Annotated in this window: 19 protein-coding genes and 1 riboswitch; of the genes, 3 read left to right on the top strand and 16 right to left on the bottom strand. The window is 37.4% G+C overall.

Features of this window, described 5'->3' with window-relative positions; all coding sequences use genetic code 11:
• Nucleotides 1-19 precede the first annotated feature (19 nt).
• The 11 genes from EPI11_RS01985 to EPI11_RS01935 all read right to left on the bottom strand — a co-directional run bounded on the left by EPI11_RS01985 (nt 20) and on the right by EPI11_RS01935 (nt 12219).
• Nucleotides 20-226, bottom strand: a complete 207-nt coding sequence (locus EPI11_RS01985) for a hypothetical protein (protein WP_128388277.1) — start codon at nt 224-226, stop codon at nt 20-22.
• A gap of 36 nt (nt 227-262) precedes the next feature.
• Complete coding sequence (locus EPI11_RS01980; protein WP_128388276.1) at nt 263-589, bottom strand: nucleotide pyrophosphohydrolase; 327 nt, start codon at nt 587-589, stop codon at nt 263-265.
• A gap of 258 nt (nt 590-847) precedes the next feature.
• Nucleotides 848-2848 (bottom strand): DUF3857 domain-containing protein, encoded by a 2001-nt coding sequence (locus EPI11_RS01975; RefSeq protein WP_128388275.1) that lies wholly within the window; start codon nt 2846-2848, stop codon nt 848-850.
• 25 nt (nt 2849-2873) lie between these two features.
• On the bottom strand, nt 2874-4820 hold the full coding sequence (locus EPI11_RS01970) for a DUF3857 domain-containing protein (RefSeq protein WP_128388274.1): 1947 nt from the start codon (nt 4818-4820) through the stop codon (nt 2874-2876).
• A gap of 5 nt (nt 4821-4825) precedes the next feature.
• Nucleotides 4826-6727: a DUF3857 domain-containing protein gene (locus tag EPI11_RS01965; protein ID WP_128388273.1), complete on the bottom strand. Its 1902-nt coding sequence runs from the start codon at nt 6725-6727 to the stop codon at nt 4826-4828.
• Between the two features lie 51 nt (nt 6728-6778).
• A complete protein-coding gene (gene dtd, locus EPI11_RS01960; protein ID WP_128388272.1) occupies nt 6779-7231 on the bottom strand; it encodes a D-aminoacyl-tRNA deacylase in 453 nt (150 codons plus the stop codon).
• The gene (gene rsgA / locus EPI11_RS01955) at nt 7231-8202 is read right to left on the bottom strand and encodes a ribosome small subunit-dependent GTPase A (protein WP_128388271.1); all 972 of its coding nucleotides are present in this window, start codon (nt 8200-8202) and stop codon (nt 7231-7233) included. The genes dtd and rsgA overlap by 1 nt, the downstream gene beginning before the upstream one ends.
• 59 nt (nt 8203-8261) lie before the next feature.
• Nucleotides 8262-8993, bottom strand: a complete 732-nt coding sequence (locus tag EPI11_RS01950) for a DUF3667 domain-containing protein (RefSeq protein ID WP_128388270.1) — start codon at nt 8991-8993, stop codon at nt 8262-8264.
• Nucleotides 8994-9074: 81 nt separating this feature from the next.
• Entirely contained in the window at nt 9075-10163 is a 1089-nt protein-coding gene (locus EPI11_RS01945; protein WP_128388454.1) for a bifunctional 3-deoxy-7-phosphoheptulonate synthase/chorismate mutase type II, read from the bottom strand.
• Nucleotides 10164-10219: 56 nt separating this feature from the next.
• Nucleotides 10220-11395: a pyridoxal phosphate-dependent aminotransferase gene (locus EPI11_RS01940; RefSeq protein ID WP_128388269.1), complete on the bottom strand. Its 1176-nt coding sequence runs from the start codon at nt 11393-11395 to the stop codon at nt 10220-10222.
• Nucleotides 11392-12219, bottom strand: coding sequence for a prephenate dehydratase (locus EPI11_RS01935; protein WP_128388268.1), 828 nt, complete (start codon nt 12217-12219; stop codon nt 11392-11394). The genes EPI11_RS01940 and EPI11_RS01935 overlap by 4 nt, the downstream gene beginning before the upstream one ends.
• Nucleotides 12220-12498: 279 nt before the next feature.
• On the opposite strand from EPI11_RS01935, the gene gldA reads away from it, so the two are divergent.
• Nucleotides 12499-13398 (top strand): gliding motility-associated ABC transporter ATP-binding subunit GldA, encoded by a 900-nt coding sequence (gene gldA, locus EPI11_RS01930; RefSeq protein ID WP_128388267.1) that lies wholly within the window; start codon nt 12499-12501, stop codon nt 13396-13398.
• A 3-nt stretch (nt 13399-13401) separates the two neighbouring features.
• Here the strand turns inward: gldA and EPI11_RS01925 are convergent, their stop codons facing one another.
• The 5 genes from EPI11_RS01925 to EPI11_RS01905 are packed head-to-tail and all read right to left on the bottom strand — an operon-like array spanning nt 13402 to nt 19937.
• Nucleotides 13402-14151, bottom strand: coding sequence for a GIN domain-containing protein (locus EPI11_RS01925; RefSeq protein ID WP_128388266.1), 750 nt, complete (start codon nt 14149-14151; stop codon nt 13402-13404).
• Nucleotides 14152-14155: 4 nt separating this feature from the next.
• A complete protein-coding gene (locus EPI11_RS01920; protein WP_128388265.1) occupies nt 14156-15250 on the bottom strand; it encodes an acyloxyacyl hydrolase in 1095 nt (364 codons plus the stop codon).
• 53 nt (nt 15251-15303) lie between these two features.
• Nucleotides 15304-16260: a methylenetetrahydrofolate reductase [NAD(P)H] gene (metF, locus tag EPI11_RS01915; protein ID WP_128388264.1), complete on the bottom strand. Its 957-nt coding sequence runs from the start codon at nt 16258-16260 to the stop codon at nt 15304-15306.
• The gene (gene metH / locus EPI11_RS01910) at nt 16260-18938 is read right to left on the bottom strand and encodes a methionine synthase (protein ID WP_128388263.1); all 2679 of its coding nucleotides are present in this window, start codon (nt 18936-18938) and stop codon (nt 16260-16262) included. The genes metF and metH overlap by 1 nt, the downstream gene beginning before the upstream one ends.
• Before the next feature lie 12 nt (nt 18939-18950).
• On the bottom strand, nt 18951-19937 hold the full coding sequence (locus EPI11_RS01905) for a homocysteine S-methyltransferase family protein (RefSeq protein ID WP_128388262.1): 987 nt from the start codon (nt 19935-19937) through the stop codon (nt 18951-18953).
• 90 nt (nt 19938-20027) lie between these two features.
• Nucleotides 20028-20137, bottom strand: a riboswitch (SAM riboswitch).
• Between the two features lie 158 nt (nt 20138-20295).
• On the opposite strand from EPI11_RS01905, the gene EPI11_RS01900 reads away from it, so the two are divergent.
• Nucleotides 20296-20751, top strand: a complete 456-nt coding sequence (locus EPI11_RS01900) for a DUF6367 family protein (RefSeq protein ID WP_128388261.1) — start codon at nt 20296-20298, stop codon at nt 20749-20751.
• Nucleotides 20752-20767: 16 nt separating this feature from the next.
• Complete coding sequence (locus EPI11_RS01895) at nt 20768-21241, top strand: barstar family protein (protein ID WP_128388260.1); 474 nt, start codon at nt 20768-20770, stop codon at nt 21239-21241.
• The last annotated feature ends 17 nt before the right edge of the window (nt 21242-21258 follow it).

Raw genomic sequence — 21258 nt, 5'->3', positions numbered from 1 at the left:
AGAATATCTGTATTCGGAATTATTTTTTTTGATCCTCTTTTTTCTTTGCCATCCTAACTCTAAGTGGTTCCATTATAAAAAAATGTACAAGAGACATACTTACAGTCCAAATTGCTAAAAAAAGCCATTTATTAGGCAGGTCTTTTCCTGCGGCTAAAATCATCAGAATCCCAAAAACAAAATAAATAAGAAGACCACTTATAAATAGGGCTATTTTCTGTTTCATAGTATCAATTCGTTTAACGCTAAACCCGGCAAAAAATTACTTAAGTTTTTCGTTATTATGATGCCTGTCGTGATCGCGTTTCGACTTCAAATCCATTTTTTTATCAAATGCTTCCTGCAGGTTTACCCCTGTTTGATTTGCTAAGCACATTACCACAAAAACCACATCAGCAAGTTCTTCACCAAGATCTTTGTTCTTGTCGCTTTCCTTTTCACTCTGCTCGCCATAACGACGGGCTATAATACGGGCAACTTCACCTACTTCTTCAGTAAGCTGTGCCATATTAGTAAGTTCATTAAAGTAGCGCACACCGTGCTCTTTTATCCAGTTGTCTACGTCCAGCTGTGCATTTTTAATATCCATGTTAAGCTTTTTTAAGTACTACTTTTTCTTTTTTCAGTTTATAACTTAGTACAGCAAATTTAGTGTAATCATGTATTTATACTGGTATGGAAAAGTAAAATCTATTGGAATATTGCCTTTTTCTTTGTTAAACAGTCCCGACAAGAAGTATTATTAAAATATAAGATCCCTATTAAACGCATAATACCGTTACAAAGAGTCTCACTTTTAACGATTCTCCCTGTAACGGCATTATACGACATCCGGTTTATTATCAGATTATACTTTTTTAAGTACTATTTTCTCGCTTTGTTTTTCTACCATTTTCTGATAAAAATCTTTCAGTGTAGCATAATAAATTGGTGATACATTAGCCTGATTTATTTCAAATGTAACAACTATCTGAATCTGATTGTTTTGCTGGGCGATAAGATATTTAAAACCGCCCAGATTCTCTTCCATCTTCAAATTAGCCGATGCCGGTACAGATTCTATTGCATAGCCTTCAGGAATATTTATATTTATCATGTATTTATCCTGTTGCGGAAAAATAAAATCTATCGGATACTCTCTTTTTTCCTGTTTGAATGGACTCTCTGTCTGAACCAGATGGAGCATAGGGTTAATATAAATTTTATCTCCTATTATATCTGTAAGTCCGTCATGAATAAAATCATACTCTTCAATAACCGGTTTAAAAGGATCATCATTAGTTACTTTGTACTCATTCACCTGTAAACCTTTATAATGTTTTTCAAGCATTTCTACATAACTGTCTTTATTTGTCCCCGAATAATTTTCTCTAAAACGAAAAGCATTATAATCATAGTACTGATCTCTCGCCTTACCTGATATTTTACCGTCTTTATCCATATTTACAGAAAGACTTATCATTTCGCGTGAAACAATTGTAGGTGCCAGGTCTACACTTAATGATGTTCCGTCTTTTTTAATAAGCCTTCCCGTCCAGTTAAGCACCCTTATCGGCAAAATATTAGGTAATGCAGATTTTGAAGTTGCATCAAACAGTATTACTTTATTATCAATTTCTATTGCGGCAATAACATAATTAAAAGCCGACCTCGCAGGAAACAGGGCAACTTTATTTGCACGTGTACTTACAAGAACCGGATTAGCTTCCAGACCTGCATAACGCAGCATTGCTGTAAGCATAAGGTTTATATCTGCCGAGTTACCTACTTTATCAGCATATGCCTTTTTAACACCCAGATCACAAGAATAACCTGAAAAATCATTCCAGTTCATATGTTTTTTCACATACAAAAATATTGCATTGGCCTTCTCTATAGGGTTCGTTATACCTGCAATTAATGCATCAATATCTTTCTCAAAATATCCGGTCTTTTTAAGCTCAGGCCCAAAATCATTATTCTCATATATTCTTTTCACTACATCTTCCCAATTCATCGAATATGACTTTATAGCCTGATTAGGAAAACGTGTTACAGAAAGTTCATGTTCTATACTTGCTGTATAGTTACCTATATTATCTACATAGCTTTCATCTTTCATAGAAGGCATTTTATCAAGCACATAAGTAGTTACATGTTCTGTATAATCAACCTTATTATTAGAAAATTCTGTAGGGCGCCCTCCTATTCGTTCTTTGCTCGAATAATTGTACGATCTGTTTATCTGGCTTTTAACCACCTTAGGTGTATAATACCCCCTAAAATTAGGATTAAACATAAAATATTCAGGAATCCTGGTTACAAATTCCGAGTGGTCTACAGGAATACTTTCCTGAAACCTCCAATCAGGTAAAACTTGTATAAAAGGTGATCTAATGGTATACTTGTATTCTATAATACTGCCTTCTTTAATATCAGGCATCACAATTTTTTTCTGCTTCCAGTTTTTATTTACGTTTTCAGTAAATTCACCTTCACTCTTTAGTTTTGTCTTCTTTACAGCACCGTCAACAAGATTATATGTAGCTGCTTTATCTACATTAACAACTTCTCTTTCTCCATCAGAAGAACTATAATAGGCTATTACTTTATTTGCCCATCCATACCCTTCTTTATTATAAATTTTAATCTTTACCTCTACTTCTGTAACAAGATCGAAACCGCTTTTTTCTGAGATCGTCATGTAACTATGGCCTTTACTAAACAAAATGGCAGCCCCTGCCGATGGATCTAACGGATGGCTTTTTTCTGCCAATTCTTCTTTAGTAACCTCTCCCAGTTCATATTTTTGAGCCTCGACAGAGAAACCCGTGAACAAGAACAATACAATACATTTTACCAGCTTCATACTTTGTTAATTTATAAATTGTTATCTATGCTTTTTTAAGCACAATTTTTTCGGTTTGTTTTTCAATCATCTTTTTAAAGAAGTCTTTAATAATGATATAATAATCCTGAGATATCGTTGCATGGTTAATTTCGTAAGAAATATTAAGCTGCAATTGCCCTGTATTGTTAACAATACTATATTTAAAGCTCCCTATATTTTGTTCCATACCTAAAGACATAGAAGCAGGAAGTGTTTCTACCACATATCCATCAGGAAGTTTTATGGTAATTAAATAATTGTCTTTTCTTGGGAAAATAAAATCTATTGGATATTCTCTTTTTTCCTGTTTAAAAGGATTAACCGTATTTGTAAAAAACAGCATTGGGTTAAAAAAAATCCTATCACCTATTACATCTGCCACACCATCATGCAAAAAATTATATTCTTCACATACAGCTTTAGTCAGGTCTTTTTCGTTAAGAAGGTTATAATCGTTAATTTCCAGGCCTTCATATTTTTTTTCAAGTCTTTGAATATTAGTGTCGATACTATTATCTGAATTGTTTTCCCTAAAACTATAGGCATAATAGTCATAATACATATTTCTTATCTTCCCGGAAACCTTACCTCCTTTATCCATTTGAGCAGAAATTTGTACAATTTCTTTAGAGTTAGCATTTGGCATTAGGTTGATTTCGGCATTTTTTCCGTTTTTCAAAATCATCCTGCCCTGCCAGTTTAAAACCCGAACAGGCATTATATTAGGCTGAGTATATTTACTGGTAGCATCCAGTAGCATAACTTCTCCATTGTTTTCAGTATCTACAGCAGTGATCACATAATTATAAGCTGTCCTTGTAGGATACATAGCCACACCATTGGCCCTGGTACTTACTAATACCGGATTAGCATAAAACCCGGCATAACGCAGCATAGCTGTTAACATTAAATTAATTTCTGCCACATTTCCAGTCCTGGATTCATATGCTTTTTTTACGCCCTGACGGCATAAATAACCATATTTTTTATTCCAGTTCATTCTTCCTTTAACAAACTCAAAAACAGCAAGAGCCTTTTCTCTGGAAGTCATTCCCGGCTTAATTAGCGCATCTATATCTTTTTCAAAATAAGAGCTGAATTTTAGTTCTTTCCCAAAATTATCATTGTCGTATATACTACCTGCTACTGTTGGCCAATCTGTAGCATAGTATACAGCTTCTGTATTAGGCACATGCACAGATGCCAGCTCATGTTTAAGCATGGAAATGTAATTTTCCTTGTTATTTACATATTCTTCCTCTTTAGAAGCACTAACATCCTTTGCCTTATAGATGTGAGTTGTTTCATATGCATCTATTTTTTTATTCAATTCAGGTTGAAGATGAAAAGTTTCAATTTCCACAGTTCCCTTAGTATAAATATTATAAGTAAAAAACGTTGGTATTTTTACAGTATACATAATGTTTTTCACAGGGATATCATATTGAAAATACCAATCTTCAAAATTTGTAAAATAAGGAGTCCTTATTATGTATTTATACTCTACCACACTACCTTCTTTCACATTAGGCATCGTGATTTTTTTTGTAGTAAAATCTTCTTCAGGGTGTTCTTTAAACTGTCCTTCTTCTTTTAAGCTTGTTTTTTCGATCGTACCTCCTACAAGGTTATAAGTATTACCATCAACAAAAGTCATACTTCCTTTTTTGTCACCGGTATACATTGTTATTTCACCATTAGCATAGCCATATCCCTCTTTTTTATAGATTTTTACACGGGTGTATACCTCGGTGATCATAATCCAGTAACGGTTGTTAATTTCAAAATATGTCTTACCGTTCTTATACAAATAAGCTGCTACAGCAGAGGTGTCTTTAGCATAAACTTTTTCTGAAAGTTCTTCTATTGTAACCTTTCCCAGCTGATTATCCTGTGAAAAGACCGAAAAACTAAAAATCAATGCAATAAGTAGTAGTAGTTTTTTAAACATTCTTTTTAATTGTTTTTTGCTAAAACTATTTTTGCATTATCATTACGGGCAATTTTTTCTCTAAACAATCTATAGTTCTCATATTCTTTACTCTCAAAATAACCTTCATTCATAACAAGAGAACGCTTATAAACAATACGTGATGGAGTTACTACTACATACTCTGTTTTATATTCACCAAATTTGTCTGATATTGTTACATTCTCCGGTTTTGCTTCCATTACAAACCCTGCCGGCAGGTCTATGGTTATTTCATCGGTATCAAAATAGCCATGCGAAATTTCAAATGGATTCATCCTGTTACGGTATCTTTGAGGAACAGATGATATTTGATTGAAAGCATTAAGGACAAACATCATCTTATTACCGCTTTTATTACAATAACCTTCTGCTTCCAAAGTAACATTTTCAACAAATTCCTGATCGTCTTTATTATTCTTAAGCTCTATTTTCTTAAGCTTCAGATTATTAATATTCCCAAAAGCCGATTTATAAAACTCATCTTTTTCATCTTTAGATCTGGCTTCTAAAAAAGACCGGTTATCATACTGTATTCCTTTAGATGCAATATTTATATTTCCGGCAATCGCTCCGTTTTCAGATATAGTGTAAGCCCCTTTAGACATTTGTGTATTGTCTTTAGTAGGATAGATCCCGGTTCTAACAAGCTGCCCTTTTTCGGGTTTAACTAATAAAGCCATCCTGTCGTCCGTAAAATTAGCCTGATACCCAAACGGTGCTGACTGACTGGTACATTCAAGCCAAACCAATCTATTATTGTTTGGAATAGCCAGTATTACGTGATTACCCTGCATAGACACAAAATCTTCACGTATATCACGTTTACTTCTGCTTCCATATATAACCGCATAAAAAGCCTCAACTCCAACGGTTTTAAGCAATGCCCTTGTATAGTTGGTAAGTGCTTTACAATCACCATATCCAAGCCTGTCCACATCTTTAGCCAGCATTGGCTTCCATCCGCCTATCCCTAACTGTATGCTTATATAGCGCGTTTTACTCTGTACATATTCATAAACAATCTTCGCTTTTTTTAATGAATCCTTCTCTTCCCCTACAAGCGCCTTGATCTTATTCTGAGTTTCAATAGGTAATTCATCTGTTCCTGTTAAAAGATTCGTATACATCCATGCACCAAAACTTTCCCAGCTTACAGCTTCACCATCTACACCTTCAAGATGAAACTTTTCTAAACCAAAAAGAACATGGGGAGTCGTCTTTATATAAGATGGAGAATAGTCTTCATTTTTAAATGCAGGTATATTCTCTGCACTTAAAGTAAGTGTCGTAGAAGTTTCCTGCTTATTAACAGGTAAACTTCCAAAGTTGTATTCTTTGTATTTAAAGCCAAGAGCGGGATTATGCGTTATAGTAACAATAGATTTTTCCGTACTGGAATACAGCCCTTCAATTGGAGACCACATAGGTATAAAAGCGGTATTAGAAGAAGAGGTTTCACTGGTAAACACTAAAGTAAAAGGATACTGAACAGGAGTATAATCAAGATAGATCCTTTTAGAATCACTCGCAATTGCTCCACCTGAAGCAGATACTTCTTTAAACTCTTTACGCTTTAATTTTTTTATTTGTTCACCGGCAGCGTTGTAGATAAGTGCTTCAATCGATCTTACCGTAGTAGAATTATCCAAGTACTCATAAGCTCCCATATCATCAAGACCTTTTGAATTGAGTATAGAGACAATCCTGGTCTTATTGATCACCATAGATTTCTTTGACGATATCACGATATCTGTCTTTTCAAGCCTTATTACTGCGTTTGAATTTTCTTTTAGCACCTCAGGAATAGAAGAAATAGCTAAATTATCCTGAGCAATTAAACCCTGCTGAACAATAAATGCTAAAAATAGAAGTATACGTAAAATCATGTTAAATTTTAATTTTCACCAAAATTAACAGAATTTTATGAAACTCAAAGCTTATTCTTTGTTTTTGGTATCGATGATGATGGTTACAGGACCATCGTTAAGAAGAGAAACTTTCATATCGGCTCCAAACTTGCCTGTTTGTATATCTTTACCCAGCTCTTTTTCCATTTGTTTTACAAATGCTTCATAAATCGGTATCGCAGCATCGGGTTTTGCTGCCTTGATATAAGAAGGACGATTGCCTTTTTTTGTAGCAGCATGTAGTGTAAACTGACTTACTACAATAACATCTCCATTTACATCCTGTACCGATAAATTCATAAGGCCATCGGCATCATTAAAAATTCTGAGCTTAACTATTTTAGCGGCCAGCCAGTCAATATCTTCCTGTGTGTCGGCATCTTCAATCCCTACAAAAATAAGAAGCCCGGCTTTTATATCAGCTACCTTATTACCCTCAATAGTTACAGCTGCTTCGCTAACTCTTTGTAATACCGCTTTCATTAATCTTCTGCATCATTATTTTTACCATCACTGTAAATATCAGACCTGTAATGCTCTTCATCACCTTCCAGTAACTGAAGATAGCTGCGATAGCGTGACCAGGCAATTTCATCTTTTTCTAAAGCTGCTTTTATAGCACAGTGAGGTTCTTCTTTATGCAGGCAATTGTGGAATTTACATTGATCCTGAAGTGCAAAAAACTCTGGGAAATAACGGCCTAATTCGGCCTTTTCCATATCAACAACACCAAAACCTCTTATACCTGGAGTATCAATAATTTTTGCATCAAAATCCAGATCAAACATTTCAGCAAATGTAGTGGTATGCTGCCCCTGGCTGTGCTGAACAGATATCGCTTTTGTTTTAAGATTAAGCGATGGCTGCAATGCATTTACAAGTGTAGATTTTCCAACACCCGAGTGCCCTGAGAACATACTTACATTGCCTGTCATCTCGGCTTTAAGCTCATCAATACCTTTCATTTCGGTAGATGAAACCCTAAGGCATTTGTAACCTATATTGCTATAAACATACTGTAAGAACAATTGTTCATCCAGCATAGCTTCATCAAAAGTATCTGTTTTATTAAATACCAGTACGGCTTCAATTCCATACGCTTCGGCAGTAACCAGAAAACGATCTATAAAACTGGTAGTCGTTGGCGGATTATTGATCGTAACCAATAAAAAAACCTTATCAATATTAGATGCAATAATGTGTACCTGCTTGGAAAGGTTTACCGATTTACGAATAATGTAATTTTTACGCTCATGAATGGTATGAATAAGACCTGTGGTCGCATCAGATGTTTCATCAAGATCAAAACCAACCACATCGCCTACAGCAACGGGGTTTGTACTCTTAATACCCTTAATCCGGAATTTACCTTTTATACGGCATTCAAAAAAAGTACCATCGTCTCTTTTAACGGTGTACCAGCTTCCTGTAGATTTATAAACCAATCCTGTCATGCCGCAAAGATAGCTAATCTCTTTTTGCTATGTAATACTGCAGCCTAAAATACATTGTTTTACAAAAAATTATGGTAGATCAAGTAACCCATCGCAAATAGTATGGTAAACAGCATATAAAAAACAACAAAGCAAAGCAGTGTAAGTAAAATCGTTTTCACTTTAGACAGTTTTTCAAAAAACTGAGTATAGGTCCAAAACATCAGTAAAACATCAACAAGCAAAAATACTTTCATTAAAATATTTACTGTTTCGGGAGCATCAGGCAATAAAAGCAACGGCATCATTATGATCCTTACCCATAAACGCTGTGTCGAGTAAAACGAATTTAAAATAATATGCTCTGTATAATTATAACCCTGTTTTTTAAAAACAAGAAAAGAACTTAAAGCAAAAACAGGAAGTGTAGCTAATGTAATTATAGCAAAGTGATGCGATATCCACTCATTGAGTTCTTCATAATTAAACTCTTCCGATTCAATCCCCTTAAACACATTAAGATGCAAAAAATGATAGAGTACGCCATGTAATGTTGCCACCAGGATCACCATCGAAATTGGCTTATAATGCTTTACCCTCTTACCATGAAGGTATTCTCTTATGGTATGCCCGGGACGCAGGAAAAGCTCCTTAGCAGAATACAATAATCCACTCTCAAAATGAAAAAGTCCATGCTGTACATCATGCGCTATAAAAGAAGCATTTACAGGATGTGTTTCTGCCGGTTGCCCGCAGTTGTTGCAATAGTTGCCTTCAAAAATATTTCCGCAGTTCTTACACGTTATACTCATTTAAAAAAGCAAATTTATTAGTTGTAAAGTCTCAACAAGATACATAAAAAAGAAATCGGCTTCATAATGAAGCCGATCTTTCTAATTATTGTTATTTATTACCCTTTCCTGGTGTACAATACTTTCCTGATGAATGGCCTTAAATATCCTTAATATAAAATCTTCACTAAGGCCCTTCGCTGCGCCTTCAGCAATCATTTTTTCCAATATTTCACTCCAGCGCTTGTTTTGCAGTACGGCTACATTTCTTTCCTTTTTAAGTGCACCTATTTGGTCAGAAACTTTCATACGTTTACCTAATATTTCTAAGATACGGGCATCATATTCATCAATATTAATTCGCAGCCCTGCCATCCTATGATTATAATCGTCACCCTGATCGGTCTCTTTTCTAACCTTAAGATTTATAAAAATCTGCTTTAGCGCATCTGGGGTTACCTGTTGTGCGGCATCACTCCATGCATTATCAGGATCAGTATGCGTTTCTATGATCAATCCGTCATAGTTCAGGTCCAGTGCCTGCTGCGACACTTCCTGTATCATGTTACGGTTGCCTGTTATATGCGATGGGTCGCAAATTAACGGCAGATCAGGAAAACGCTGTTGTAATTCTATAGCAATCTGCCATTCCGGGATGTTACGGTATTTTGTTTTTTCATAAGTAGAGAAACCGCGGTGTATAACACCCAATTTTTCGATACCGGCATTATACAAACGTTCCACACCACCTATCCATAAACCAAGGTCGGGGTTTACAGGGTTCTTTACTAATACTATTTTATCTGTACCCTGAAGGGCATCGGCAATTTCCTGTACCGCAAAAGGATTAACTGTAGTACGGGCACCTATCCATAATACATCGATATCATGTTCCAGTGCCAGTTTTACGTGAGCCGCGTTTGCAACTTCAACCGCCATAAGGAGTCCCGTCTCAGCTTTTGCTTTTTGCAGCCATTTAAGACCAATAGCACCCACACCTTCAAAACCTCCCGGACGGGTACGCGGTTTCCAGATGCCTGCACGAAAAATACTCACATCACTATCTTTTAGCTCTTTCGCTATTTTCATTACCTGCTCTTCAGTCTCTGCACTGCATGGACCTGCTATTACTAAAGGATGAGAAAGTTTAAAATCATCCAGCCATTTTCTCATACTGCTGTTATTCTCCATAGCATTATCTATTTGGATACCGCCTATTGGCAGTTCAGGAATTATCGTATTCATTATTATGCAAATTTAACTATTAGTTGTTCTACTTTTTCCAATCGGTGTAAAGCTTCTATTATTTGTGCTTCGGGCACACATAACGAAAATCGGATATACCCTTCGCCTGCGCTCCCAAAAACAGTCCCGGGTGTAATAAAAATATGACTTTCATGAAGTATTTTATCTACATAGGCTTCCGCCGATGCACTTCCTTCCGGCAGTTTTGCCCATACAAACAACCCGGAAACATCAGTGTCATAAGTACAGCCTAAAGCATATGCCAGTTCAAATACCAGTTTACGCCTTTTAAAATACGTATCGTTAAGCTTATCAAACCATTCTTCACCACTATTCAAAGCAGCTATTGCTCCCTTTTGAATACCATAAAACATACCGCTATCCATATTGCTTTTCACTTTTAGTACCGTAGCTACTAAATCTTTATTACCAAGTACCATCCCCACACGCCAGCCTGCCATATTAAAGGTTTTACTTAACGAGTTAAGTTCCAGCGCTACCTCTTTAGCTCCTTCCACCTGAAAAACCGACAAATGTTCTTCATTAAGTACAAAACTGTACGGATTATCATTTACAATAAGGATGTTATGCCTTTTCGCAAAAGCCACCAGTTTTTCAAACATCAGCCTGCTACCCTTAGCTCCGGTAGGCATATGCGGATAACCCGTCCAGATCATCTTAACTTTAGAAAGATCCATCTGTTCCAATGCATCAAAATCAGGTTCCCAATCATTTACTTCAGATAATTCATAATGCAGCACATCAGCACCAGCCAGTTTAGCCGCCGCTGCATAGGTAGGATATCCGGGGTTGGGTACTAATACCCTGTCGCCTTCATTCAAAAAAGCCAGGCTTATATGTGCAATACCTTCTTTAGATCCCATTAGCGGTAATATCTCGTTCGTAGAATCAAGGCTTACGCCGAAATGCTCTTGGTAAAAATTACACATGGCTTCTCTAAGTTCCGGTAAGCCCTGATAGCTTTGGTACTGATGTGCAAGTACATCGGGCATGGCATTGTTCATCGCTTCAATAACCGCCATAGATGGTGGCAGATCCGGACTGCCAATACCCATATTGATCACCTTTTTTCCTTCCGCCATCATTTGGCGCACTTCTTTTAATTTGGCCGAAAAATAATACTCCGTTACTCCTCCCAATCTCTTTGCTGCAATCATATTTTTCCGTTTTTATATTCTCCCAACACCTTAAAATGTGTTGTCATTAATGCTAGTATTTCTTTTGCTTTTTCATAATCTTCATACACCTCAAAAACCACATCTACAAAAAATGAATAGTGAAATGGCCGTTCAATGATCGGCATCGATTGTATCTTGGTCAGGTTCAGTTTGCAGTTGTTCATTACATTAAGTACTGTGGCAAGACTGCCTGCAGTATCGTCCAGTTCAAACTTTATAGATGCCTTGTTTATGGCCGTTTTCGGCATAACCTTATTTTCAGTTTTCACGATCACAAAGCGGGTCTTGTTACTTTTTATCGTATGAATACCGGCAGCTACAATATCAAGTCCAAACATTTCGGCCGCAAGAGGGCTCCCCACCGCTGCAACATGCTTTAGTTGTTTCTCTTTTATGCGCTGTGCCGTTTCTGCAGTATCTACGCTTTCAACCAGTTTTATGTTTGGATATCCTTTAAAGAATTCCCCGCATTGCAGTAATGCTATAGGGTGCGAATGCACCTCTTCTATATCCTCAATCTGCTGTCCTTTAAGCACCATAAGGTTCATATGGATATCAAGGTAATGCTCTCCAATAATGTGTAAGTTGTTGCGGTCTATCAGTGCATAATTGGGTATTATAGATCCGGCTATCGAATTTTCCAATGCCATTATACCCTGCTCAGCCTTATTTTCTAAAAGGCTTTGCACAAGTATCGGGAACGACATGCATTCTTCCAGCTCAGTATCAGCACCAAACCATTCGCCCGCTACCTGATGGTGGAACGAACCCTTTATTCCTTGTATTGCTATTTTTGCTTTCATATAGGGACAAAAAAAAATCCCGACGCGAATCGGGATTTAGTATATTATAAATTATTTATATCAGTGCTTAAATAACAATACAATCCCTCTTCCCTCTGCTAAAGAAGAAATAAAAGAAAGTGTTATAAAAGTTTGAAGTGTACATTTCGTGATGTTGATTTAGCTAAATTAGCAAAAAAATCTTTGCGCCGTAAAAAAACATGAAAATTATTTATACAAAAACACAGGCAAAACTTTTAACAACTGTTTTTCTTATTACTTTTGTTCAAAATCATAGGTATGTCAATTGAGGTAAAGGATATTTCTAAAAGCTACGGCGAACAAAAAGCACTCGATGCAGTTTCGTTTTCAATAAACAAAGGAGAAATTGTAGGCTTCCTGGGGCCAAACGGTGCCGGAAAGTCGACACTTATGAAAATACTTACCACGTTTATTAATGCCGATAGCGGCACTGCTCTTGTTAATGGCAGCGATGTTTCAGAACAGCAAAAAGCAGTACAAAAATCGGTTGGCTATCTTCCTGAACACAATCCGCTTTACCTTGATCTTTATGTTCGAGAATACCTTTCTTTCAATGCCGATGTATACCAAGTAAAGAAATCAAGAATTGACGAGGTAATACAGCTTACTGGCTTAACACCCGAATCACATAAAAAAATTGGCGAACTTTCTAAAGGTTACCGTCAGCGTGTAGGTCTTGCTACTGCATTGTTACACGATCCGGAAGTACTTATTCTTGATGAACCTACTACTGGACTTGATCCTAATCAGCTTGTTGAGATACGCGAACTGATAAAAAACATTGGTAAAAACAAAACCGTATTCCTTTCCACGCACATTATGCAGGAAGTGGAAGCTATTTGCGACCGTGTTATCATCATTAATAATGGGAAGATCGTTACCGATAAAAAACTTAATAATCTTGTAAAAGACCAGGAGCAGGTTCTTGAAGTAGAATTTGACAAACAGGTTGATGCTGCATTATTAGAAAAACTGCCTAACCTTGTTGCTTCTAAAAACACAACAGGATTTACATGGGAACTTACTTTTGCCACCACAAAAGATATGCGCCCTAGCCTATTTGATTTCGCTCAGGACAACGGACTAAAAACCTTACAGCTTACACTTAAGAGTAAGAACCTGGAAACGGTATTCAGGGAAATGACAAAAAAGAAATAGTCTTTATTTGTAGATAATCTTTCCGGTATACAGTTGTTCCACATCCACTAATGGCGGATGGTTTTTTAGCACCAGATTACCTGTTGAATGAATTTTACCCGTCACCTCCATCTGCGGATTAACAATAATATCATTAGAGCTCCTTTGGAACACTTTTATTTTTTGGGCTATTAAGTCGGCTCCTTCAAAACGGGAATCGCCTGCATAAAAGTTTATGTTGAGGTTTTCAACCTTACCGGAAATTATATAGTAAGCCGACTGGTTATCGTCTATTGTCAGGTTTTGAGAATCGATGTTCAATTCAAATACACCCGAAGCTGTTTCGCTGATAAGTCCGGATTGCAGCGTAAGTGAAGCATAGCTCAATATACCATCAGACTTTACACTAAACTGCGATGCCGAATAAATTTTATCCAGAAAAGGTGTTGTTATATAAATCGTTGTCGTTTTATATCCTCGCACCCAGTTGCATCCGGTATCATTGGTTAACAGCAACTCGTTATTTATCACCTTAGCGGTAATCGCTGCTTTTAAATTCTCTCCGGTTTCTACGACTACTTTTCTTTCCGGCCCTTGTTTCACTACGACCTCAACACCAAGTCCTATATGCAATGCAGTAAATTCAGGCAATGCAACTTCATAAGAAATTGTTTTCCCAGCCTGTTTAAAACACTCAGGAGCATTGTCATTACTACAGCCAATACACAACTGTATAAAACATAGTAAAACCGTAATTTGTATTTTGTACTTCATAATATTATAGTCTTACACCAACTCCAAATTCCATTACTTCTGCCTTAGCTGCATGCGTTTTTAAACCCAGCGTACTGAATATTTTATCACTAAAGTAATACTTCATTCCTATTCTCTGGTACATTTTACCAGTAGAGTTAAAGGGAGAGTATACGTAATATCCTATCTGCCCTTCTATCGAAATTTTATTTATAAAAAGCTCATGTCCTATAAACACACCTATTTTTCTATAATCGGCATTAGCATTTACGTGCTCTTCAGGATAAGCTACAGCTTTATATTTAATATACTCTTTCAGGTATTCCGGCCAAAAAACCTCAACTCCCAACTGAAAAGCACTCTTTCTACACCAGCGTTTATCCACATAAGCAGATAAAGCATAATATGGCTTTTGGCCGCTGCCAATAATATCACTCTCGTTAAATCCGCCTTTAAAGGCAAAATTGAATTTTACAGGCTGCTTGTAATTTGTAGTATCTACCTGTTTAATGTATTGATTATCCTCGCTGCGGTCAAACGTATAGTTCAGACCTACATTTACTGCGAAAGTGTTGGTACTCGTATTGGGTGCTTTCGCACTGGCATTAGAGTGATGGATAAATATCATTCCTGCCTGTACACCTAGTCCTTCCCATAAATCAGGCTTAGTATAATTAAGTAGAAAGTAAGTAGAAGGCATAACATGGGCACCATAAGCATAGTTCCTGAAATTAGTTTCCCTGTCGTATGGATTCGTATTGTAGGCCACACCCTGCCCTATCCTGAACATCAGGTTGCGTTTCAGGAAATAGAAACTGTAATGGCCGTAAAGACCATACATATCACCCAGAGTTTCGTTTTTCATGTTCTGATAATGAAATGAAAAACCATAATCAGGGTAATTATAACTTTGCTCCCATTCTTTTTTACCAAATGTTTTTCGGCTCACACTAAGCACTATACCTTCCGGGTGTGCCGTAATAAGGTGCTGTATCGATTTTCTGTGCGGAATGACATTCCCATAAAAATATTGTGCATCGACAGTGTATTTGCCTTCAGGTTTATCCTGCGCAGTTAATAAAATCGGAAAGAATAACAACAAAAGGTAGTAATGCTTCATCTAAATAATTGAGGCGCAAATATAATGGAAAATTATTATGTTAAAAATCTTACTTAAAAAACCTCTCTCGCTATAGCTTTAATATTATCTGCCTTACCCATAGAATAGTAATGCAGTACAGGAATCCCTGCTTTAATCAGTTCTTTGCTCTGGGCAGTGCACCATTCTATACCTATTTGCCTAACCGCTTCATTATCGTTTGCCTTAACGACTTCCATAATAAGATCATCGGGTAGATCTACCTTAAAGCGATGCGGAATCTGGTTTAGCTGTTTTTTGGTCGAAATTGGCTTTAATCCGGGAATAATAGGCACAGTAATACCTTCTTTTCTGCATTTTGCTACAAAATCAAAAAATTTCTGGTTATCAAAAAACATTTGTGTAATAATGTAAGATGCACCATTCTTAATTTTTTGCTTTAAAAAATAGATATCGCTGTCAAGGCTTGGTGCTTCCATATGCTTCTCGGGATAACCAGCTACTCCAATACAAAAATTAGTCGCCGATGTATTTTGCAAGTCACTGTCCAGATAAATTCCTTTATTCAGGTTATCTATTTGTGTAACCAACTCGGTAGCATTATGGTTTCCTTCTTTCTCGGGTTTAAAATAAATTTCGCTTTTCACGGCATCGCCTCGCAAGGCTACAACATTTTGAATACCTAAAAAGTCAAGATCAATCAAAAAGTTCTCAGTATCTTCTTTTGTAAAGCCGCCACAAAGAATATGCGGAATAGCATCCAACTGATATTTATTCTGTATTGCCGAACAGATACCCACCGTACCCGGGCGTTTCTTTACGATCTTCTTTTCCAGTAAACCTCCCGGCATTTCTTTATATTCATATTCTTCCCTATGATAAGTAACATCAATAAAAGGCGGATTGAACTCCATTAACGGGTCAATACTATCAAAAATACACTGGATATTCTGCCCTTTAAGCGGAGGCAATATCTCAAAAGAAAAAAGTGGTTTGCCGTTAGCGTTCTCTATATGTTCGGTAACTTTCATTAGTCTGCAATATTTGGGTTAAGCCATTTTTTGGCTGTATCTGTAGGTATGCTGCGCCTTTTGGCATAGTCTATTACCTGATCTTCTTTTATTTTTCCGAGTCCGAAATACTTACTCTGCGGATTTGCAAAGTAGTACCCCGATACTGATGATGCCGGCCACATGGCAAGGCTTTCTGTTAATGTTACTCCTATTTGTTTGTCAACATCCAGCAATTGCCAAATGGTGTTTTTCTCTAAATGATCCGGACAGGCAGGGTAACCCGGTGCCGGGCGTATTCCCTCGTACTGCTCTTTTATAAGCGCATCATTACCCAGTGCCTCATCTGATGCATAACCCCATATTTCCTTACGAATCTTAAGGTGCAAAAATTCAGCGAAAGCTTCTGCCATACGGTCTGCCAGTGCTTTCACCATAATACTGTTATAGTCGTCATGGGCTTTTTCAAATTCAGCGGCTTTTTCATCTACTCCAAAACCGGTGGTTACACAAAAAGCACCCATATAATCTGTTTTACCCCTATCTTTTGGCGCAATAAAGTCCGACAGCGCAATGTTAGGTGCTCCTTTGGTTTTTTGCGATTGTTGTCGCAATGTCAAAAAAGTTACTTTTTTACTGCCGTCTTCATTATATAGTTCAATATCATCATCGTTTACCTGTGCCGCCGGATAGATACCATAAATACCTTTTGCCTCAAGCCAGTTTTCTGCTATAATATCCTTCAGCATTTTCTGGGCATCGGCAAATAATATTTTCGCCTGTTCGCCTACAACCTCATCATCAAGAATTGCCGGAAATTTACCGTGCAGGTCCCACGTTTGAAAAAACGGAGTCCAGTCAATAAAATCGATCAATTCTTTTGGTTCAGGATATATGGTTTGTGTTCCTATAAAATTGGGTTGAAACGGAGTAAACTCCTCCCAATCCAATTGCAATTTATTTTTTCTTGCATCTTCTATATTCAGAAAATTTTTATCTCGTGAACGATTAAGATACCCCTCACGCAATTCATCATACTCAGCACGAACAGTTTTAGAATATTCAAGTTTTGTATTAGAGTTCAATAGATTTCCGGCAACCGTTACCGCACGCGATGCATCATTAACATGTACTACCGTTTCACGGTATTGCGGTGCTATCTTTACGGCTGTATGCGCACGTGAAGTCGTTGCCCCGCCTATCATTATAGGGATACTTATGTTAAGCTTGTCCATCTCTTTTGCCAGATAGACCATCTCGTCCAGCGAAGGTGTTATCAGTCCGCTTAGCCCAATAATATCAACCTGTTCCTTAACAGCAACCTCAATAATTCTTTCGGGCGGTACCATAACACCAAGATCGATGATCTCAAAATTGTTACACCCCAGTACTACAGCCACAATGTTTTTACCAATATCGTGAACGTCACCTTTTACAGTCGCCATCAATACTTTTCCGGCAGAGGAACCTTTACCTTTGCCTTCTTCAATAAACGGAAGCAGGTAGGCTACGGCTTTTTTCATTACCCTTGCGGATTTTACTACCTGAGGGAGGAACATTTTTCCGCTTCCAAAGAGATCACCCACTACATTCATTCCCGTCATTAGATTAATTTCAATAACCTCAATAGGTTTAGATGCCTGTAGTCGTGCTTCTTCAATATCCAATTCAATAAATTCGTCAATACCTCTTACTAAGGCATGGGTAAGCCTCTCCTGTATTGGTAAGGATCGCCATTCCTGTGCCTGCTTTTCGGTAGCTTTTACATCCCCTTTTACATTTTCAGCAAAGGTTAAAAGGCGTTCTGTAGCATCATCACGTCTATCCAAAAGCACATCTTCTACATGTTCTAAAAGGTCTTTCGGGATCTCGTCATAAATCTCCAGCATCTCAGGGTTTACAATACCCATATCCATACCATTCTGTATGGCATGATACAGGAATGATGAATGCATTGCCTCCCTTACCCTGTCGTTGCCACGAAAGGAGAACGAAACATTACTCACCCCTCCGCTCACATGGGCATAGGGCAGGTTGGTTCGTATCCATTTTGTAGCACGGAAAAAGTCTAGCGCATTCTTGCGGTGCTCTTCCATTCCGGTAGCAACCGGGAAAATATTCGGATCAAAAATGATGTCTTCCGGCGGAAAACCTACTTTATCGACCAGTACATCATACGATCTTTTACATATCTCAATACGCCTTTCATAGGTATCAGCCTGACCATCTTCGTCAAAAGCCATGACAATTACAGCCGCACCATAGCGTTTTACTTTTTTAGCATGATGGATAAAATTCTCCTCACCTTCTTTAAGGCTGATAGAATTTACCACGCTCTTACCCTGAGTTACCTTTAATCCTGCCTCAATAATTTCCCATTTGGAACTGTCTATCATTACTGGAACACGGGCAATATCAGGCTCAGAGGCTATCAGGTTCAGGAATGTGGTCATGGCATGTACGCCATCAAGCATTCCTTCATCCATGTTAATATCAATAATCTGGGCACCACCATCTACCTGGGCACGCGCAACGTCCAGTGCTTCCTCATATTTTTCTTCTTTTATGAGGCGCAAAAATTTACGCGAACCCGTAACGTTAGTACGTTCGCCTATATTTACAAAATTACTTTCGGGTGTTATGATCAACGGTTCGAGCCCCGATAGCTTTAAATATCTTTTAGGATCTGTTTCTGCCATTATACGGTTGTCTCAATTTCGGGGTTGGTAATCTTTGGCAGTTTCAGCAATAAGCCTTATGTGCTCTGGTGTAGTGCCGCAGCAACCACCAATAATATTTATCAGGTTATCATCAAGGTATTCTTTTATAAGCACCTGCATTTCTTCTGCCGTCTGGTCATACTGGCCAAAAGCATTGGGAAGCCCCGCATTAGGGTGTGCCGATATACTGAATGATGTATTATGTGCAAGTCTTTTTAGGTAGGGTTTTAACTGATCCGCACCAAGTGCGCAGTTAAAACCCACACTAAGTAGCGGCATATGGGATATCGAAATAAGAAAAGCCTCTACCGTCTGTCCTGAAAGTGTGCGTCCCGAAGCATCGGTAATTGTACCGCTTACCATTACAGGAATATCCAGACCCAATTCGTCTTTTACCTCCTCTATAGCAAAAAGTGCTGCTTTGGCATTAAGGGTATCAAAAATGGTTTCTACCAGTAATAAATCCACACCGCCATCTATCAATGCTTTTACCTGCTCTTTATAAGCAATTAAAAGATCATCAAAAGTTACGGCACGAAAACCCGGGTCATTCACATCAGGACTCATGCTTGCGGTACGGTTGGTGGGACCAATAGAACCTGCTACAAAACGGGGTTTGTGCGGTTCTGCTGCTGTAAACTCATCGGCAACTTCACGGGCAATCCTGGCAGATTCATAGTTCAGTTCATAAACTAAATCTTCCAGATGGTAATCCGCCATACCGATAGTTGTACCACTAAACGTATTAGTTTCTACAATATCGGCGCCTGCCTCAAAATATTGGTAGTGCACATCACGGATCGCGTTGGGCTGTGTGATCGATAATAAGTCGTTGTTTCCTTTCAGCGAATGCGGAAAGTCTTTAAAGCGGCTCCCCCTAAAATCTTCTTCCGAAAAATTATAGCGTTGCAGCATGGTACCCATAGCGCCGTCGAGCACGAGTATCCTTTCATTTATGGCCTGGTATATTTTAGACATATCAATTCTTTCGGTTAAGTTCCGTTATAAAGAATATGTCATCAAAAAAAGTGAGGGGTGTGTTGAATAGTACTGAAAGTACTATTTCGTGTGTTATCTATCTACGCTTGCTGCGTAGTAGAATTTAGCACCTTCTTTAAATGAATAAAGGGTTGCTAAGGCTTCAACGGGTCTATTCCCTCTGCCTTTCGTGATAACATAATCAGTGTGTAAAAGAACAGGACAAAGTAACAACATAAATTGATATGATGCAAATTTTGTTTTTTAGGTAGGATGATGTCCTCGTTAATTCGTACACTTGTACCGAATGTGCACGTATACAACACGCACAACATTTGATTAATTATACAACTATACAATGAAAACATTTAAATCCTTTTTAAATGAATCCCGCGCCGAAGACAGAAATCAATTCCATATAATTGTTATAGGAAATGAAACTGAAATAGAAAGCATAGAAGATGATAAATGGCTAAAAAGCGGCGTAATAGACTACTGGAAAAGAGTTGAAAAACCAACTAACGACAATGGACAGCTGCAACTGCATATTGGCAGGCTAAAACACGTTCATACAAAATCAAGTCGTATCACATGGCATGTAAACGGTGTTAAACACGATAAGAAATCATTCAATGATAATTTTAACGGACTAACAACTGCTACAAATATTGCCAAAGCTGTTGTAAAACTGCCAGCCGATAAAACATTGGAAACAATGCCTAATGAAAATGCTGCATCTATTTTAGGAGCAATAGACTACCTGCCGAATAAATGTAAAATATTTGTTTTTAAAATTGCAGATTTAGTGAACTAAATTCCCCTAAAAATATATGTTTAAATTCGAAAACAACCCTAAAACCTGGGAAAGAATTGATTATCAGATAATATCCCGCGGATTTGTGAAGGCATACAGCGATGATACTATTTTAAAAGCAAACATAGGATGGTTTGAAAAAGAAAATTACAAAACAATCGAATTTGACTGCATTGAATGGAATAACGACAAGGAAATAATGCATGATCATCTTTCATTAAAACTAGATTTCCCTCCTTATTACGGGAAAAACTGGGACGCTTTAGATGAATGCCTAAACGACCTTGAAATACCTGAAAATGGCCTGGTGGTAGTCTTCAAAAATCTGGACCTGATTAATATAAAAACAGCTCACACACTCATAAATTGTTTTGTAAGTAGTGCACAAACGCACATTTTGTTCAACGAAAGGCTTTTGGCTCTTATAAAAGTTGAGAACCAAAAATTCGAATTACCCCCCTTGGGAGCAATTACTCTTTCATACTATTAACTAGTTAAGATTATCTT

This window comes from Flavobacterium cerinum, assembly GCF_004028155.1.
GTDB classification, from domain to species: Bacteria; Bacteroidota; Bacteroidia; order Flavobacteriales; family Flavobacteriaceae; genus Flavobacterium; species Flavobacterium cerinum.
The sequence above is the reverse complement of the archived record's forward strand: the minus strand, read 5'-3'. Positions and strand labels throughout refer to the sequence as shown.

Excerpts from the sequence above, each read along its gene's own strand:
- EPI11_RS01945 (WP_128388454.1), bottom strand. The coding sequence starts at position 10,163 with ATGGAGAATAACAGCAGTATGAGAAAATGGCTGGATGATTTTAAACTT.
- EPI11_RS01900 (WP_128388261.1), top strand. The coding sequence starts at position 20,296 with ATGAAAACATTTAAATCCTTTTTAAATGAATCCCGCGCCGAAGACAGA.
- EPI11_RS01985 (WP_128388277.1), bottom strand. The coding sequence starts at position 226 with ATGAAACAGAAAATAGCCCTATTTATAAGTGGTCTTCTTATTTATTTT.
- EPI11_RS01950 (WP_128388270.1), bottom strand. The coding sequence starts at position 8,993 with ATGAGTATAACGTGTAAGAACTGCGGAAATATTTTTGAAGGCAACTAT.
- rsgA (WP_128388271.1), bottom strand. The coding sequence starts at position 8,202 with ATGACAGGATTGGTTTATAAATCTACAGGAAGCTGGTACACCGTTAAA.
- EPI11_RS01975 (WP_128388275.1), bottom strand. The coding sequence starts at position 2,848 with ATGAAGCTGGTAAAATGTATTGTATTGTTCTTGTTCACGGGTTTCTCT.
- EPI11_RS01980 (WP_128388276.1), bottom strand. The coding sequence starts at position 589 with ATGGATATTAAAAATGCACAGCTGGACGTAGACAACTGGATAAAAGAG.
- dtd (WP_128388272.1), bottom strand. The coding sequence starts at position 7,231 with ATGAAAGCGGTATTACAAAGAGTTAGCGAAGCAGCTGTAACTATTGAG.
- EPI11_RS01895 (WP_128388260.1), top strand. The coding sequence starts at position 20,768 with ATGTTTAAATTCGAAAACAACCCTAAAACCTGGGAAAGAATTGATTAT.
- EPI11_RS01920 (WP_128388265.1), bottom strand. The coding sequence starts at position 15,250 with ATGAAGCATTACTACCTTTTGTTGTTATTCTTTCCGATTTTATTAACT.
- EPI11_RS01970 (WP_128388274.1), bottom strand. The coding sequence starts at position 4,820 with ATGTTTAAAAAACTACTACTACTTATTGCATTGATTTTTAGTTTTTCG.
- gldA (WP_128388267.1), top strand. The coding sequence starts at position 12,499 with ATGTCAATTGAGGTAAAGGATATTTCTAAAAGCTACGGCGAACAAAAA.
- metH (WP_128388263.1), bottom strand. The coding sequence starts at position 18,938 with ATGGCAGAAACAGATCCTAAAAGATATTTAAAGCTATCGGGGCTCGAA.
- EPI11_RS01965 (WP_128388273.1), bottom strand. The coding sequence starts at position 6,727 with ATGATTTTACGTATACTTCTATTTTTAGCATTTATTGTTCAGCAGGGT.
- metF (WP_128388264.1), bottom strand. The coding sequence starts at position 16,260 with ATGAAAGTTACCGAACATATAGAGAACGCTAACGGCAAACCACTTTTT.
- EPI11_RS01940 (WP_128388269.1), bottom strand. The coding sequence starts at position 11,395 with ATGATTGCAGCAAAGAGATTGGGAGGAGTAACGGAGTATTATTTTTCG.
- EPI11_RS01925 (WP_128388266.1), bottom strand. The coding sequence starts at position 14,151 with ATGAAGTACAAAATACAAATTACGGTTTTACTATGTTTTATACAGTTG.
- EPI11_RS01935 (WP_128388268.1), bottom strand. The coding sequence starts at position 12,219 with ATGAAAGCAAAAATAGCAATACAAGGAATAAAGGGTTCGTTCCACCAT.
- EPI11_RS01905 (WP_128388262.1), bottom strand. The coding sequence starts at position 19,937 with ATGTCTAAAATATACCAGGCCATAAATGAAAGGATACTCGTGCTCGAC.